This is a genomic window from Chlorogloeopsis sp. ULAP01 (assembly GCF_030381805.1).
GTDB lineage: Bacteria > Cyanobacteriota > Cyanobacteriia > Cyanobacteriales > Nostocaceae > Chlorogloeopsis.
On record NZ_JAUDRH010000006.1, the window covers coordinates 147043 to 161904 of the forward strand.

The window sequence follows — 14862 nt, forward strand, 5'->3', positions numbered from 1 at the left end:
CTCTTTGCTTTTTTAACTGGAGAAACTGATGGGTCGTGCCAAAAAGGTTGTGCTGGCATATTCTGGCGGAGTAGATACATCTGTATGTATTCCCTACCTCAAGCATGAGTGGGGTGTAGAAGAAGTGATTACCCTGGCAGCAGACTTGGGACAAGGAGACGAATTAGAATCAGTTCGAGAAAAAGCCTTGAAATCTGGTGCTAGTGAATCTCTAATCGTGGATGTTAAAGAAACTTTTATCAAAGATTATGCCTTTAGCGCTATTCAAGCCAATGCGTTGTACGAAAATCGCTATCCCCTGGCAACAGCCCTTGCTCGTCCGCTAATTGCTAAGGCACTAGTAGAAACCGCAGAAAAATACGGTGCTGATGCGATCGCTCACGGTTGTACTGGTAAGGGTAACGATCAGGTTCGTTTCGATGTTGCCTGTGCTGCCCTCAATCCCAATCTGAAGATACTAGCACCAGCTAGAGAATGGGGAATGAGCCGTGAGGAAACTATTGCTTACGGGGAAAAGTTTGGCATCCCAGCACTAGTTAAAAAATCGTCTCCCTACAGCATTGACAAAAATTTACTAGGGCGGAGCATTGAAGCCGGTGTACTGGAAGATCCGGCATTTGAGCCACCAGAAGAAATTTATGAGATGACTAAGGCGATCGCCGACACTCCAAACGAGCCAGAATACATCGAAATTGGTTTTACTAAAGGCATTCCTACTAGTCTCAACGGCGAACACAAAGACTCGATTCAGATCATCGAGCAACTCAATCATTTCGCAGGAAATCACGGTGTTGGACGCATCGATATGATTGAAAATCGTCTAGTAGGAATTAAATCGCGGGAAATTTACGAATCTCCCGCAATGGTAGTCTTAATACAAACGCACCGTGATTTAGAAAGTCTAACTTTAACGGCAGATGTTACCCACTACAAACGGGGTATCGAAGAAACTTACAGCCAATTAATTTATAACGGTTTGTGGTATAGCCCCTTAAAAGCAGCCCTCGATGGGTTTATTCAAAAAACGCAAGAGCGAGTGTCTGGAACTGTGAGAGTAAAGTTATTTAAGGGTAACGCTACTATTGTTGCGCGTCGTTCCGAAAACTCCCTTTACACTCCCGATTTGGCAACTTACGGAGCCGAAGACCAATTTGATCATAAGGCAGCTGAAGGTTTTATCTACATTTGGGGTTTGCCTACTCGGATTTGGGCACAGCAAACAAGGGGCTAGGGATGACACGGTGACGCGGGGACACAAAGACACGGAGACAAAGAGTTGAGGGAGTTGAGGGAGTTGAGGAAGTGATAAGAGTAAATTCTTCCCCATCCTTTCCATCTTCCCTATCTCCCTCATCTGTTCTTCCTCTACTCTCCTAATCCCTAATCCTTTGCCCCCAGTTGCTCTTGCCGAGCTTCTAACCATATCGGGATCGCAATTACAGCTACAAGGATGAGTAATGCAGCGATCGCAAATTGACTTACCCAAGCAACTAATTGTTCTAGGGAAATAATCCTGCCTGCAAAGAAAGCAAGCGTTACCATCACACTAGCCCAGACGCTGGCTCCTAGTAGGTTAAAAAATAAAAATTTTCCGAATGGCATTTCAGCTATACCAGCCAGTGGAGCAGCAAAAATTCGCAACAGGGCAAAGAAACGTCCAAAAAACACTGCTTTTGCCGCATTTTCACTAAATTGTTCTTTGATATTTAAAAGTCGCACTTCTGATATTCTAAACAGGCTGCCAACTCTTACAAGTAAAGGCCAGCCGCCAATTCTACCAATCCAATAACCGCAAACTCCCCCGATCGCCGCTCCTGCGATCGCGTCACCTAGAACTAGCCAGTAACTCAGTTCGTGGCTACCAGCCAGGAAACCGCCTACTAATGTTACGGTTTCACCAGGAATGGGAATACCCAAATTTTCTAATAAAATACCCAAAAAAACTGCCCAATAACCATACATATGGGCAATTGCTTGGATATTTTCTAGCGAGATGAATTCAACAGACATTCAGCACCGCTGCCTTTACAAATTTTTACTTTTACTATAATCTTGTCTCCTTTCTAGTTAATGTGTCAATCCAGATGTACGAGATTAGAGATCAACTACGACTTTATGCAACTGCATAGGAAGTAAAGTTAATAAAAACTGAGAACCCCCAATTCAGAATATTTTCACTGAACAGAGTTCTTGATTTTGGTAAAATTTTTTAATTAAACTCAGTATTATTACTAGTACACAACACAATATTTGTTTTTTAACTTACCCAAATTTTAATAATTCATACAATCCTAGATAGATTTACTATACAAATTTCTATCATAATTTTTTTAAAATTGGTATTATTAACAACAAACATTAGGATAATGTTAGTGGTAATCGTATACCACATAGTTATACATACTGAAACATAGATATTTCTTATTTTATAAAAACTTTATAAATAGCTCGGAATTTTATAAAAATTTGTTAAAAGATACAGATGCTACCAAAATTCTTGGGCGCTTATGCCTATATTGGGGAAAGTTAAAACAAATTATACGGCATGAATACTGATATCACTCTTTGCAAGTCCATAGCTGCGAATTCCAAAAAGTTTGGATGAGGCAGTAAGTTGAGTATTTGCAGGCGAAACAGTGTTTGTGTCAAATTTCTGCTTTTTTGTTTCAGTCTTTCAACTACCCAGTTAAGTTCATGACTCTAACATCAGAACATCAAGTGATTTTGTTCAAACCCCAAGGACGCATAGACTTACACGGTGGGATGGCTTTGAGTGAAAAGATGGCTGGAGTATTACCCCAGCAGGATCAGCTCTGGGTGATCGACTTTGCCGAAGTGGATTTCATGGATAGTTCTGGGCTGGTTTCATTGGTTCAAGGGTTAAAAGCCGCCCGTCAAAGTGGTTGTCGTCTACTACTTTGTAATGTGCAAGCTCCTGTCAGATTAATTTTAGAGCTTACTCAGCTAGATTCAGTATTTGAAATTGTTAATACTTACGAAGACATTCCAGAATCATCAGCAAAAGCAGTCTGCTGCTAGCAAACAATAAAAACTAGACTCATTGCAAAAATAATGGCTATAGCTGGTGAGCGACATAGGCTATAGTTATTATTTATTGCTAAAAGAGTGGTATTTTGTCTGTAAGTACCACTCAAAACCAAAAATATTAATACCTTGCTACTGGTAGATACTGTGCAAAATGCTAATTAAGCTGAAGTACTTCTAGGCATTCTGTACAGGTTAGTAATACTAAATATTAAGCTAATTTAACCAGACACCGGGCGTGAAAAGTTGGGCAGATCGATGCCACTGTGAGAGGCAGTACGAGTTTTTAGTGCTAGGCGATAACTTACACTTTGTAGTTCTGCTTGCAACTGGCGGTTTTCTCGTTGTAGCATTACTACCTTTTCCCTAACAGGAGCCATGCGCTCCTCAAACTTACGACGATATATTTGAGGTAACTCCTGTACTACTTGCTCTAACATTCGGCTGCGATCAGTTAGTTCTTGCACTGACTGACGTAACTGATAAATTTCGCCATCGCGAGTTGCTATTTGCTCTTGGTAGAACGTCAGCTGCTCCTCAACTGCTTGTATTTGTTCCTGTAAAGCTTGGAGTTCGCTTTGATGACGCTCTGAGACTTCCGCTTGAGGCATAAAGTTAGTATTACCCTTTACTAGTCGGAAGAGTTCTTGAGACAACTGTTGTACTAATTGATCGCGAAGTTGCAATTCCTGGCGCAATTTCGATACTTCTATAGAGAGCGTTTGGATAGTAGATGTGTCATTTTGGCTCACAGTGGCAACTATCTCCCATGTCAAAACTTTTTATGTGTTTTAAGTAAAAACACGGAAGTGTTAATTTAGGCAAATACTTCCGAGTACTTGCTAATTTAGCATTCTCGGAGAAATCAGCAAGTAGGGAAAAGCAATTTTTTTTACTTTTTTACAATTTTAATAGCTAGTAGTTAGTAGTTACTAACAAACAACTAACCACTAGCCTAAATTATGCGGCTTCTGTAGGAGCTTGGGGTTGTTGCACTTCTTGCTTAATAGTCAAGTAGCGGATTACTTCTTCACTCAAACGCATAGCCCGTTCTAAAACAGCGATGATGTTTCCAGGAGCAGTGTAATTCATTTGGATATAAATACCATCCCGTTGCCTATTAATTTCATAAGCTAAACGTCGCTTACCGCGATTTTGAATTTGGATATTGTCAGCTCCTTGTTCTCGAATCAAGTTTTCGTATTTAGAAATAGCCTGTTCTACCTGCTCATCTCCCAAATCTGGGCGCAGAATGTACATTGTTTCATAAATTATTTGCACGATTCATCTCCTTTTGGACAATATGGCTGCTAATGTCAACAGATATCCAATGTCTTTTTTAATACAAATACCTATCAACATCTAAAGCAACAAGGAATTATAATTTTACCAGCTTTCTATTTTAACGCTTAACTAAATCTGCTCAGTTAGTCATTAGTTTACAAACTGTGAACTATAGACTATTGACTTTAAAAGGTGATTTGATCTCAAACAGTAGGATATTAATCAAGGTTATGGCGCAGCGCTATGTGCGAGTTCAAAATCAAGAAGGACAGATTTACTATGGGTTGCTACAACTCTCCTTAAGAGTGCAGGCTCTGGATGCTCCGCCTTGGTTACAAGGTCAACCCACCGATTTGGTATTGGAACCAGAGGATTATCAAATCTTGGCTCCCTGTGCTCCTTCAAAAATTGTGGCGGTAGGAAAAAATTATGCAGAGCATGCTGCAGAAATGGAAAGTGAAGTGCCAATTGAGCCACTCCTTTTTTTTAAACCGCCTACTTCTGTGATTGCTTCTCTGGCAGAAATTCAGTATCCATACCAATCACAAAGAGTCGACTATGAAGGAGAATTGGCTTTGGTAATCGGCGATCGCGCTGTTGATTGCACAACAGAGGAAGCCCAAACGAGAATTTGGGGTTACACGATCGCCAATGATGTCACAGCGCGGGATTTACAAAGAAAAGATGGGCAATGGACACGAGCTAAAGGATTTGATACTTTCTGTCCCTTAGGCCCGTGGATCGTCCGTGAAGTCAGTCCAGGAGCCAGATTGCAAACATTCTTAAATGAAAGTTTCACTCCCGTACAATCTGCTACTATTGACCAGATGGTCTTTTCCCCAGATTTTCTGGTGTCTTATATTAGTCAAGTTATGACACTCTTACCAGGAGATGTAGTGCTAACCGGCACACCAGTGGGAGTTGGGCCGTTAACCATCGGCGATCGCGTCCGTGTGGAAATTGAAGGCATAGGCCGCCTAGAAAATAAAGTGGTGGCTCGTGAAAAACTAGCGCGGTAGTTGCATATATACTGCGTCAGATATAGCGGGGATTTCTGCGTAACGTCCCCACAGCGACTGAACTATGGAATAAACCACTGCTACTACTATGCCGATAAAGATAGTACTTGCCACCGTTTGGAGTGCAAAACTTAAACCAGGAAGCGCTACAAGGCGCACAATGATGCCACACAGATACACAATAATGTTTAATAGTAAGGCTTGTAATGTGTTAAATCTAATAAAGTGATTGATTTTTTCGTTCCTAACCACTAAAAGAAATAGAGCAAAGAAAATAATCAGTTCGCCATATGGCCCTAAAATACCGTAGAGTACTAGTACGGGTTGAAGCGGTATAAACAACACTTGTAGTGCTGGAAATTGTCGGAATAAATATAAACCGAATCCAAGTACACCAATCAAAGGCAACAAATAAGGCAAGCTAGCAAAAATTCTATCTTTAACCGTTGTAGACCCGCGCCAAGTCATATTGCGTTCTCCTATGGTCAAACTGCAATAGTTACATGAACCTAGAATAACGCAGTTAAGTAACTAGTTACATCTTGGAGGTTCTGTTCATTCAATATTAACAATCCGGAACCCCATCAGACACTCGTACTGGTCTGGCTGCTGCTCAGTAATTTTACGGACTACATGACCACAGCGAAGTTGACCTTGACGCCACCGAGGTTGACCACTACTATCAGCGAGTAAACAAGATTGGCAAACCTGGTGAGGGGCAAGGATTTGATCCTCCATTAAAATCACTAGCATCCAATCCCTCCTTATAGTTCCTCAATTGTTTCTCATATTTCCTCTTGGGCTGATATTTTGACTGTGGCTTGCGATTCGTCTGTTGTAAACAGCTAGTTCATGAATTGTATAGCAGTTGGGTGATTTGTAAGGGCTGAGGATTCAAAGACTCCGTCAAAATTACGATGTCATCCGTTGCTATGTTAATTGACTTTGCTTGCTTTGGAAAATTTTGTTTGATAGCAACCCAAGCATAATTACCCAAGTGGGCTTTAAATTCATTGTAAGTTGGATATTTAAATTTGTAGTAAAAAGCAATACATAAATTCACGAGAACAAGTTGCAATCAGAAATAGTTCATACTTGATATTAAGAAAAGAGCGTTATGATTATTAACGCACTTATCGAGCTTGCGTCTGGTAATTCAGTTCAGTCAAGACAAATAAATATCAAAATTCATCAGTCAATTGTCAACAATCAAAAAAACATTGAAGCCTAGACTTTTGACGTGGACTCTTGACTATGGACTCGAATATATACGCTGCTGCCTTGTACCTTACACCAACTATTGTGCAAATTGACCCAAGGATAACTGAAAGTGACTCTCAAACATTCAGATTTTCTGACTTCCTCCGATCCTATCGTTGCGGAGTTAATTAACAAAGAACTAAAGCGTCAACGCGATCATTTGGAGTTGATTGCTAGTGAAAATTTTACCTCTGCTGCTGTACTGGCTGCACAGGGTTCAGTGCTGACAAATAAATATGCCGAGGGATTACCCGGTAAACGTTACTATGGCGGTTGCGAATTCATAGACCAAATTGAACAGATAGCAATTGACCGAATCAAACAATTGTTTGGTGCTGCTCATGCCAATGTTCAACCCCATTCTGGCGCACAGGCAAATTTTGCGGTGTTTTTGACACTACTAGAACCAGGGGACAAAATTATGGGCATGGACTTGTCTCATGGTGGACATCTTACCCACGGTTCACCAGTGAACGTCTCTGGTAAGTGGTTCAAAGTTGTTCATTACGGTGTCAATCAAGAAACAGAACAATTAAACTATGACCAAATTCGGGAGCTGGCGCTAAGGGAGCGTCCTAAGCTGCTGATTTGTGGTTATTCTGCTTATCCTCGAATTATTGATTTTGAAAAATTCCGCAGTATCGCTGATGAAATTGGTGCATACTTACTAGCAGATATTGCTCACATTGCTGGTTTGGTTGCTAGCGGTTTGCATCCCAATCCCCTGCCTTATTGTGATGTAGTAACAACAACTACTCATAAAACTTTACGTGGCCCCAGGGGTGGTTTAATCATGACTCGTGACCCAGAATTGGGTAAAAAATTGGATAAAGCTGTTTTCCCCGGAACCCAAGGAGGGCCTCTTGAACACGTGATCGCAGCTAAAGCAGTATCTTTTGGAGAAGCCCTCAAGCCAGAATTTAAGACTTATTCTGCCCAAGTCATTGAAAATGCTCGCGCTTTGGCTGCACAGTTGCAAAAACGTGGTTTTAAGCTCGTATCAAATGGAACTGACAATCATTTGATGCTAGTGGATTTACGTACTATTGGATTGACAGGCAAGAAGGCAGAACAGTTTTTGAGTGATGTGAATGTCACGACTAACAAAAATACTGTTCCTTTCGATCCAGAGTCGCCATTTGTAACTAGCGGTTTAAGGCTGGGTTCTCCGGCAATGACAACACGGGGTATGGGAGTTGCAGAATTTACCGAAATTGGTAATATTATTGCCGATCGCCTGTTAAATCCAGATTCTGAAGCAATCAGCGAAGATTGTCGCCGACGCGTGGCAGCTTTGTGCGATCGCTTCCCCTTGTACACACATCTGGAAAGTTCTGTACCAGCTTTAGCATAAGGGATAGCTAGTAGCTAATGGCTATGAGCCATTAGCTAACCCTGAGAACAAAAATCTATCAACTTTGGTACCGAACATTACCTGAATTGGGAAGCACTCCCGCCAATTAATCCCTATTCCCCAATCTCATGAGTGCAGAAATTATTTGTGTTGGCACTGAACTGCTACTAGGAAATATACTCAACAGTAATTCTCAATATTTGGCAATTGAATTAGCAAAATTAGGCATTCCTCACTATTATCAAACAGTAGTAGGAGACAACCCCCAAAGGCTAAAGCAGGTTATTGAAATTGCTAGTCAAAGAGCAGAAATTTTAATTTTTACTGGTGGACTTGGCCCTACACCTGATGATCTCACCTGCGAAACCATCGCCGATTTTTTTGGTGTCCCCTTAGTAGAATGCCCAGAAATTATTGAGGACATTGCTCGGAAATTTGCCCAGCGCGGACGCCAAATGACTCCTAGCAACCGTAAGCAAGCTTTGATACCCCAAGGAGCAAAAATTTTACCTAATCCCACTGGCACGGCACCGGGTATAATTTGGCAGCCAGATTCTAAATTGACTATTTTTACCTTCCCTGGTGTACCGAGTGAAATGCAAAGAATGTGGGAAGAAACAGCAGTACCTTATCTGAAAAGCCAGGGTTGGGGCAAGGAAATCATCTACAGTCGGATGTTAAAGTTTTGGGGCATTGGTGAATCTGCCTTAGCAGAAAAAGTCTCAGCTTATCTTAAATTGCCCAATCCAACGGTTGCACCCTATGCCAGCAAGGGAGAAGTCAAGCTCCGAGTATCTGCCAAAGCTGCTTCGGAAACTGAGGCGCAAGCGTTAATTGCTCCTGTAGAAAAACAACTCATAGAAATTGCCGGACTGAATTATTATGGTGCTGATGATGACACACTTGCTTCCGTAGTTGGTCATAGTTTACGGAAGACAGGAGAAACGCTTTCTGTGGCAGAATCCTGCACAGGTGGTGGACTGGGACAGATGTTGACAGAAGTATCTGGTAGCTCTGATTACTTTTGGGGCGGGATAATTTCTTATGACAACTCGGTAAAAGAGAGGCTTTTAGAGGTTAATCCAGAAGACTTAGTAAAATTTGGGGCGGTAAGTGCTACCGTGGCAGAGCAAATGGCATTGGGAGTACGATCGCGCTTAGGTACTTCTTGGGGATTGAGCATCACTGGTATTGCTGGGCCGACTGGTGGAATAGAGACTAAGCCAGTGGGTTTAGTATACATCGGTTTAGCAGGGCCAAATAGCGTGGAGAGTATTGAATATCGCTTTGGTACTGGGCGGAGTCGGTCGTTTGTCCGGCATTTGAGTGCTTGTACAGCATTGGATTTGCTGCGACGGAAGTTGTTGACGAGGTAATAAATATGGTAAACTTGTCATACATTAGTATGACAGGTAAAAAAGACAATGCGAATTAATGCCCGATTAGATGAAGAGTCTGCTCGCAAACTAGCCTGTATTAAACAGCAAACCAATCAGGCAGTTACCGATGTGATTAAGTCTGCTATTGACTTATACTATCAAAAGCTTCAGCACCAGCAACAGAACCCTCATAAATTGCTAATAGAAACTGGTTTTATTGGTTGTGGAGAGGCAGAACCAAATTTATCTGTAAACTACAAGTCAATTTTGAAAGATAGCTTGAAAACCAAATATGGTTATAGTTGATACGGGGTTTTGGTTAGCTTTGGCAAATCGAAGCGATCGGTATCACACTCAGGCAATAGCGATACTTGCCAATGTAAATGAACCTTTAATTACAACTTGGGCTGTCGTTACTGAAACTTGCTACTTACTCCTCACTACGATGGGCAACCATGCTCAAGTAAGTTTCATAAATAACTTATCTTTAGAAGTAATTACAGTTTTTGATTTACAACCCCATCATGGCAGACGCATTTGCGAACTGATGGAACAATATGCAGACTTGCCAATGGATCTTGCCGATGCTTCGCTGGTGGTTTTAGCAGAGCATTTGGGGCATGGAAGAATTTTATCGGTAGATTTTAGAGATTTTAACGCTTACCGTTGGAAGAATCAGTATCCGTTTGAAAATTTGATGTTGTTGGATGGTTGAGGAGTGGAGGGCGATCGCTACTATCCAGCTACAACTAAACCATCCTGAACACGAATAGTCCGTTTTGTTTGGGCAGCTATATCTGGTTCGTGAGTCACAATCACAATTGTGATTCCTTGATTGTTCAATTCTGTCAACAATTGCATAACTTCGTGGGAAGTTGTGGTGTCTAAAGCTCCTGTTGGCTCATCTGCTAAGACTAAAGCCGGTCGATTTACCAAAGCGCGAGCAATGGCAACCCGTTGTTGTTGCCCGCCCGACAGTTGGCTGGGGCGGTTATTGATGCGATCGCCTAAACCTACCTTAGTTAAGGCTTCAATTGCTCTTTGGCGGCGTTGTGGTTTTGGTACATTGGCATAAACCATCGGTAGCATCACGTTATCTAATGCCGTCGCCCGCGACAAAAGATTAAATTGTTGGAATACAAAGCCGATGCGTTGATTGCGGATATACGCTAACTCATCATCATCAAACGTAGTCAAGTTTCTGCCCTCAAGGACGTAATGCCCTGTTGTCGGACGGTCAAGGCAGCCAATAATATTCATGAGAGTGGATTTACCGGAACCCGACATACCCATAATGGCAACGTACTCCCCTTCCTCAATAGATAAATCAATTCCCTTGAGTACTGGGACATCCACTTCTCCTAAGCGGTAGGTTTTGGTGATAGATTCCATCCAAATCATTGTTGTCATATTAGTCGCTCCGCAAAGCGGCAATTGGATCTAGTTTGGCGGCGTTGCGTGCAGGGATCACCCCAGCCAATAACCCAACTATGAATGAAAGTCCAAACCCGGCAATGACTGACAAGGGAGAAACGACAAACGGAAACTTAAAGATAGTTGCGGCGGTGGCGGCAATGAGAATACCCGCTCCCATGCCAATGCCTCCTCCAACGGTAGAAATGACGATCGCTTCTGCTAAAAATTGATTGAGAATGGCTCCATAAGTTGCTCCTACTGCTTTGCGAATGCCAATTTCCCGCGTTCGTTCGACAACGGAAACTAGCATAATATTGGCGATTCCAATTCCCCCAACTAACAATGAAATCCCGGCGATCGCTACCACCATCACCGTAAATAAACCCACAACATTAGTAAAAGTATTGACAATATCAGCTTGATTCGTTAACCGGAAATCATCAACTGCTGGTGGATAAATATTGTGTCGCAGACGTAAGAGATTGGTTACCTGAAACTGAGCAGCCTCTAACTGCTCTTGATTGCTGGCTTTAATTAAAATTCCACTGACGGAAACACCTGCTAAAGCATTATTACCAACTAATCTCCGTGACATACTGGTGAGGGGAATGTAAATTTGGTCATCTCTATCCATAGGCCCCTGAGAACCCTTAGGCTCCATTACCCCGATCACTTCGTAAGCTTCTCCCCGAATCCGGATTTTCTGACTCAGAGCATTACCACCTTCTCCAAAAAGTGTTCTCTGCACTGTCGGGCCAAGAACAGCAACTTGCGTGGCACTATCAAGTTCTTCTTGAGTAAAAAATCTGCCTGTTTGCGGGTAGACATTTCTTACTTCTGGGTAGTTCAAATCTGTGCCGTAAATTGTTGTTGATGTATTCTGTCCACCATAGACAACTTGTGCATTTCGCTGTAAGTAAGCAGAGACAATCTGAGCAGATGGTGCTTGCTGGGCGATCGCCTGAGCATCTTCCCAAGTCAAAGTACTAGTTGAACCAAGTCCTTGACTGATATATCCGCTTCTAGCAGCACCAGCTAAGACTTGCAAAACATCTGTACCCAATGCTTGTATTTGTTGTTCAACTCCTTTTTGCACACCTTGACCAACAGAAGTAATCGCAATAACAGAGGAAATACCAATAATTACGCCTAGCATAGTTAATCCTGTGCGTAATTTGTTACTCCACAGTGCCTCCGCAGCCATTGACAAGATTTCTAGGAATGAAACTGTACGGGTACTCTTTTTTATGTAAAAACCCTTAAGCATAACAGCTGCATTTAAAACCTATTTTACAGAGATCTGCCACCTCGACCACCACCAGAACCACCTCCCATACCAGGAAAGACTCCGCCTCGCGGTGTTGATTGCGGTCGTGAGCCTGGTGGAAAGCTAAGTAATACCCTCTCAGTTCCTTGCAATCCAGATTTGACTTCTGTAAAGTTGTTGGCTGTGGCACCAGTTTTAATAGGGGTAAATACGGCTTCGTTACCCACTCCTGTAACGAATACACCTGTGCTTCCTTGCCGACGCACAACTGCTGCTGTTGGCACAACAATAGCATTTTGCAATTGACCAACTTGGAAATCTGCTTCCACATTCATCCCTGAGCGCAGTAGATTTTGGGAGTCAGAGACAATAGAAATTTTGACTTGAAAACTAGTAACATTTTGTTCTACTGTCGCCTGAGCAGCAATTTGACTGACTTTACCCTCAAAAGTTTTGCCTGGGAAGGCATCTGCTCTAATCATGACTTTTTGCCCCAGACGTATTTTGGAAATATTTGTCTCAGCTAGATTTGCGACAACCTGATTTGTAGAAGCTAAAGACAATATCGAAGAAGAGGTTGCTGAGGAAACATCACTGCCTGAGGTTGTTGGCGTCACAAAAGCACCGGGATCGGCGTACTTTTGAGTAACAACACCATCAAAAGGCGCTCTCAGTACAGTGTCATTGATTTTTGTTTGGATCGTTTGCAGCGAACCGCGAGCAGAAGTTACCTGAGCTTGAGCTGCGTCAATATCTTCTTGGCGCGTTCCAGCTTTGAGGAGTGCCAGGGCTTGTTCTCTTTGCCTTACTACTGCCCTCAGTTGTTCAATATCCTCTGAACGCGATCCTGCTTTTTGCAATGCCAATGCCTGCTGCGCTTCATTCACCGTAGCTTGTACACTGTCACGATCTGCACGTGCTTGGTTTAAAGCCTGAAGGGAAATAGCTCCCGCATTGTAAAGTTGCTGGTTGCGGCGGAAATTATCTTCTGCCTTTGTCAAAGTGGCTTGAGCATTGTTTAAACGCGCTTCAGCTTGTCCAATATCCTGAGGACGATTGCCTGCGATCGCCCTTTGCAAGTTCGCTCTAGCCTCGTCTAATTGTGCTTGTGCCTGTCCAATATCCTGAGGACGATTGCCTGCGATCGCCTTTTGTAGGTTCGCTTGTGCTTGTGCTAGTTGTCCTTGTGCTTGGGTGAGTTGCCCTTGCAAATCAGAATCATCCATTTGAGCAAGTATTTGCCCTTGTTTAACTGTATCTCCTTCTTTCACTAACAATGCTTTAAGTACGCCTGATTCTTTAGGGCTAACGTTAATCGAGCGTTCGGGCTTAACTGTACCATTGGCGGAAACTGCAATTGGTAAGCTCTGCCTTTGGACAGGAGCAGTTAAAACCCTTTGTTTTGCATTTCGATTGGGAACAATAACCAGTTGACGATATACAGCAAAACCAACTCCACCTAAAAGCAAAAGAATGAGCAGCCAAGATAGCCAACCAGTTCTTTTCTTTTTCTTTGCTTCTGGAAGGAAATTTGATGTATCTAAGGAGTGTGGGGTATCAATTTTCATTTATCCTTTTGTGTTTAGGAGTGATGGCTACTACAGAGGTACTGCTGCAAGAATTCAAGGTCACTGGATTGTGGTAGCCCTAGAGTTGTAATTTTTTTAATCTGTGTTATTTCAATTATCTATTTCTAAAATGTTCCCCTTGGGAAGTTTGATGTCACCATATACTTAAGTCTTGTAATTCTCCAGAAGAAACGATATCTCGATTGGAAGCTTTTATCTAAACTTTGACGAATGCTGGCTTAAATTTGCTCATTGTGACGACCCACTATGGCTGCAACTAACATCGTATAATTCGCTCTGGTGCAAGTGTATGATGCGAAAGTCCCAATTTTATACATGACCTAAGTCATAAATTTTGCTGAGATCTAATTGGATATCTTGACCCATCTATCAGCACAATCAATCGACAAACACTTGCTGCATCCTTCACAATTTGTTACAAAAATACAAAGAACTTCTAGAGGCATCAACTCAAATGTTCGGCGGACTTACAGGTTTAACAGATCCCAAAGGCACCGACTGGGGAGAGCGGATGCTCAACACCGTTGCTAGCCAAACGATTCGCCACCTATTCACCAAAAGCGAGTCAGTAGAAGTCTTTGTCCGCTGTTATCCCTCCAGCAAACTCTTACAAGGCAGTATTGACAGTTTTAAAATGAGTGGTCGTGGCTTAGTGATTCGCAAAGATTTTGCAGTCGAGGAAATGTCCTTTGAAACTGATGCAGTTGCGATTGATTTTGGCTCTGTTTTGAGTGGCAAATTGAATTTGAAACAACCAACACAAGCGATCGCCCAAGTCGTATTATCAGAAGCAGGTATCAACCAATCTTTTCAGGCAGAACTGGTAAGAAATCGTTTAGTGAATTTATCTTTACCTGCTTTGTCAGCATTATCTGGTGGGAAGCCAGTCTCTTTTAGTGACATTCAGGTGGAGTTGTTACCCCAAAATCGCCTCAAACTTTTGGCAAAAGCAGATTTAAACAACGGTGAACTCGTGCCATTAAACATGACTGTAACCATAGCTGTAGAAAGGCGCAGACGTATTTCTTTTCAAAACCCGGAAGTTGAACTTGAGCAAGTGCCAGAAGCACATCGAGAAATGTCTAAAACCTTAAGTCTGGCGCTAGCGGAAATTTTAGATAATATGGTCGATTTAGATCGCTTTGATTTGGATGGAGTGAAAATGCGGCTTAACCGTTTAGAAACCGAGGGAAAACGATTAATTTTTAGTGGTTATGCGGAGATTGAGCGTATACCTCGTAGCAGTTGA

Annotated in this window: 16 protein-coding genes; 8 read left to right on the plus strand and 8 right to left on the minus strand. The window is 42.2% G+C overall.

What is annotated here, in order from left to right; genetic code table 11:
- Nucleotides 1-28: 28 nt before the first annotated feature.
- The gene (locus QUB80_RS13395; RefSeq protein ID WP_289790005.1) at nt 29-1231 is read left to right on the plus strand and encodes an argininosuccinate synthase; all 1203 of its coding nucleotides are present in this window, start codon (nt 29-31) and stop codon (nt 1229-1231) included.
- A 149-nt stretch (nt 1232-1380) separates the two neighbouring features.
- On the opposite strand, the gene QUB80_RS13400 is transcribed toward QUB80_RS13395, so the two are convergent.
- Nucleotides 1381-2010, minus strand: a complete 630-nt coding sequence (locus tag QUB80_RS13400) for a DedA family protein (RefSeq protein WP_289790006.1) — start codon at nt 2008-2010, stop codon at nt 1381-1383.
- Nucleotides 2011-2694: 684 nt separating this feature from the next.
- Between QUB80_RS13400 and QUB80_RS13405 the strand changes: the two genes are divergently transcribed.
- Nucleotides 2695-3039, plus strand: a complete 345-nt coding sequence (locus QUB80_RS13405; RefSeq protein ID WP_289790007.1) for an STAS domain-containing protein — start codon at nt 2695-2697, stop codon at nt 3037-3039.
- Between the two features lie 227 nt (nt 3040-3266).
- On the opposite strand, the gene QUB80_RS13410 is transcribed toward QUB80_RS13405, so the two are convergent.
- Both QUB80_RS13410 and rpsF read right to left on the minus strand, forming a co-directional pair.
- Nucleotides 3267-3797, minus strand: a complete 531-nt coding sequence (locus tag QUB80_RS13410; protein ID WP_289790008.1) for an Npun_F5560 family protein — start codon at nt 3795-3797, stop codon at nt 3267-3269.
- A gap of 208 nt (nt 3798-4005) precedes the next feature.
- Nucleotides 4006-4326 carry a 30S ribosomal protein S6 gene (rpsF, locus tag QUB80_RS13415; protein ID WP_289790009.1) on the minus strand — a complete coding sequence of 107 codons (321 nt, stop codon included), beginning with the start codon at nt 4324-4326 and terminating at the stop codon, nt 4006-4008.
- 233 nt (nt 4327-4559) lie between these two features.
- On the opposite strand from rpsF, the gene QUB80_RS13420 reads away from it, so the two are divergent.
- A complete protein-coding gene (locus QUB80_RS13420) occupies nt 4560-5348 on the plus strand; it encodes a fumarylacetoacetate hydrolase family protein (RefSeq protein WP_289790010.1) in 789 nt (262 codons plus the stop codon).
- Here the strand turns inward: QUB80_RS13420 and QUB80_RS13425 are convergent.
- Nucleotides 5337-5816, minus strand: coding sequence for a Tic20 family protein (locus QUB80_RS13425; protein WP_289790011.1), 480 nt, complete (start codon nt 5814-5816; stop codon nt 5337-5339). The genes QUB80_RS13420 and QUB80_RS13425 overlap by 12 nt on opposite strands.
- Before the next feature lie 87 nt (nt 5817-5903).
- Nucleotides 5904-6101 (minus strand): hypothetical protein, encoded by a 198-nt coding sequence (locus tag QUB80_RS13430; RefSeq protein ID WP_289790012.1) that lies wholly within the window; start codon nt 6099-6101, stop codon nt 5904-5906.
- Between the two features lie 577 nt (nt 6102-6678).
- Between QUB80_RS13430 and glyA the strand changes: the two genes are divergently transcribed.
- The 4 genes from glyA to QUB80_RS13450 all read left to right on the plus strand — a co-directional run bounded on the left by glyA (nt 6679) and on the right by QUB80_RS13450 (nt 10056).
- Complete coding sequence (glyA, locus tag QUB80_RS13435) at nt 6679-7962, plus strand: serine hydroxymethyltransferase (protein WP_289790013.1); 1284 nt, start codon at nt 6679-6681, stop codon at nt 7960-7962.
- Between the two features lie 128 nt (nt 7963-8090).
- Nucleotides 8091-9338, plus strand: coding sequence for a competence/damage-inducible protein A (locus QUB80_RS13440; RefSeq protein WP_289790014.1), 1248 nt, complete (start codon nt 8091-8093; stop codon nt 9336-9338).
- A 48-nt stretch (nt 9339-9386) separates the two neighbouring features.
- Nucleotides 9387-9647 (plus strand): ribbon-helix-helix domain-containing protein, encoded by a 261-nt coding sequence (locus QUB80_RS13445; RefSeq protein ID WP_289790015.1) that lies wholly within the window; start codon nt 9387-9389, stop codon nt 9645-9647.
- Complete coding sequence (locus QUB80_RS13450) at nt 9634-10056, plus strand: type II toxin-antitoxin system VapC family toxin (RefSeq protein ID WP_289790016.1); 423 nt, start codon at nt 9634-9636, stop codon at nt 10054-10056. The genes QUB80_RS13445 and QUB80_RS13450 overlap by 14 nt, the downstream gene beginning before the upstream one ends.
- A 20-nt stretch (nt 10057-10076) precedes the next feature.
- On the opposite strand, the gene QUB80_RS13455 is transcribed toward QUB80_RS13450, so the two are convergent.
- Genes QUB80_RS13455 through QUB80_RS13465 form a run of 3 tightly spaced genes read right to left on the minus strand, consistent with a single transcriptional unit; the run spans nt 10077 to nt 13592 of the window.
- Nucleotides 10077-10751, minus strand: a complete 675-nt coding sequence (locus QUB80_RS13455) for an ABC transporter ATP-binding protein (protein WP_289790017.1) — start codon at nt 10749-10751, stop codon at nt 10077-10079.
- A gap of 1 nt (nt 10752) precedes the next feature.
- Entirely contained in the window at nt 10753-12024 is a 1272-nt protein-coding gene (locus QUB80_RS13460; protein WP_289790018.1) for an ABC transporter permease, read from the minus strand.
- Nucleotides 12025-12047: 23 nt separating this feature from the next.
- A complete protein-coding gene (locus tag QUB80_RS13465) occupies nt 12048-13592 on the minus strand; it encodes an efflux RND transporter periplasmic adaptor subunit (protein WP_289790019.1) in 1545 nt (514 codons plus the stop codon).
- Nucleotides 13593-14067: 475 nt separating this feature from the next.
- On the opposite strand from QUB80_RS13465, the gene QUB80_RS13470 reads away from it, so the two are divergent.
- Entirely contained in the window at nt 14068-14862 is a 795-nt protein-coding gene (locus QUB80_RS13470; RefSeq protein WP_289790268.1) for an LmeA family phospholipid-binding protein, read from the plus strand.

Coding starts and splice junctions, on each gene's coding strand:
- QUB80_RS13445 (WP_289790015.1), top strand. CDS start 9,387: ATGCGAATTAATGCCCGATTAGATGAAGAGTCTGCTCGCAAACTAGCC.
- QUB80_RS13465 (WP_289790019.1), bottom strand. CDS start 13,592: ATGAAAATTGATACCCCACACTCCTTAGATACATCAAATTTCCTTCCA.
- QUB80_RS13405 (WP_289790007.1), top strand. CDS start 2,695: ATGACTCTAACATCAGAACATCAAGTGATTTTGTTCAAACCCCAAGGA.
- QUB80_RS13400 (WP_289790006.1), bottom strand. CDS start 2,010: ATGTCTGTTGAATTCATCTCGCTAGAAAATATCCAAGCAATTGCCCAT.
- QUB80_RS13460 (WP_289790018.1), bottom strand. CDS start 12,024: ATGCTTAAGGGTTTTTACATAAAAAAGAGTACCCGTACAGTTTCATTC.
- QUB80_RS13395 (WP_289790005.1), top strand. CDS start 29: ATGGGTCGTGCCAAAAAGGTTGTGCTGGCATATTCTGGCGGAGTAGAT.
- QUB80_RS13425 (WP_289790011.1), bottom strand. CDS start 5,816: ATGACTTGGCGCGGGTCTACAACGGTTAAAGATAGAATTTTTGCTAGC.
- QUB80_RS13450 (WP_289790016.1), top strand. CDS start 9,634: ATGGTTATAGTTGATACGGGGTTTTGGTTAGCTTTGGCAAATCGAAGC.
- QUB80_RS13470 (WP_289790268.1), top strand. CDS start 14,068: ATGTTCGGCGGACTTACAGGTTTAACAGATCCCAAAGGCACCGACTGG.
- QUB80_RS13455 (WP_289790017.1), bottom strand. CDS start 10,751: ATGACAACAATGATTTGGATGGAATCTATCACCAAAACCTACCGCTTA.
- QUB80_RS13430 (WP_289790012.1), bottom strand. CDS start 6,101: ATGCTAGTGATTTTAATGGAGGATCAAATCCTTGCCCCTCACCAGGTT.
- QUB80_RS13440 (WP_289790014.1), top strand. CDS start 8,091: ATGAGTGCAGAAATTATTTGTGTTGGCACTGAACTGCTACTAGGAAAT.
- QUB80_RS13420 (WP_289790010.1), top strand. CDS start 4,560: ATGGCGCAGCGCTATGTGCGAGTTCAAAATCAAGAAGGACAGATTTAC.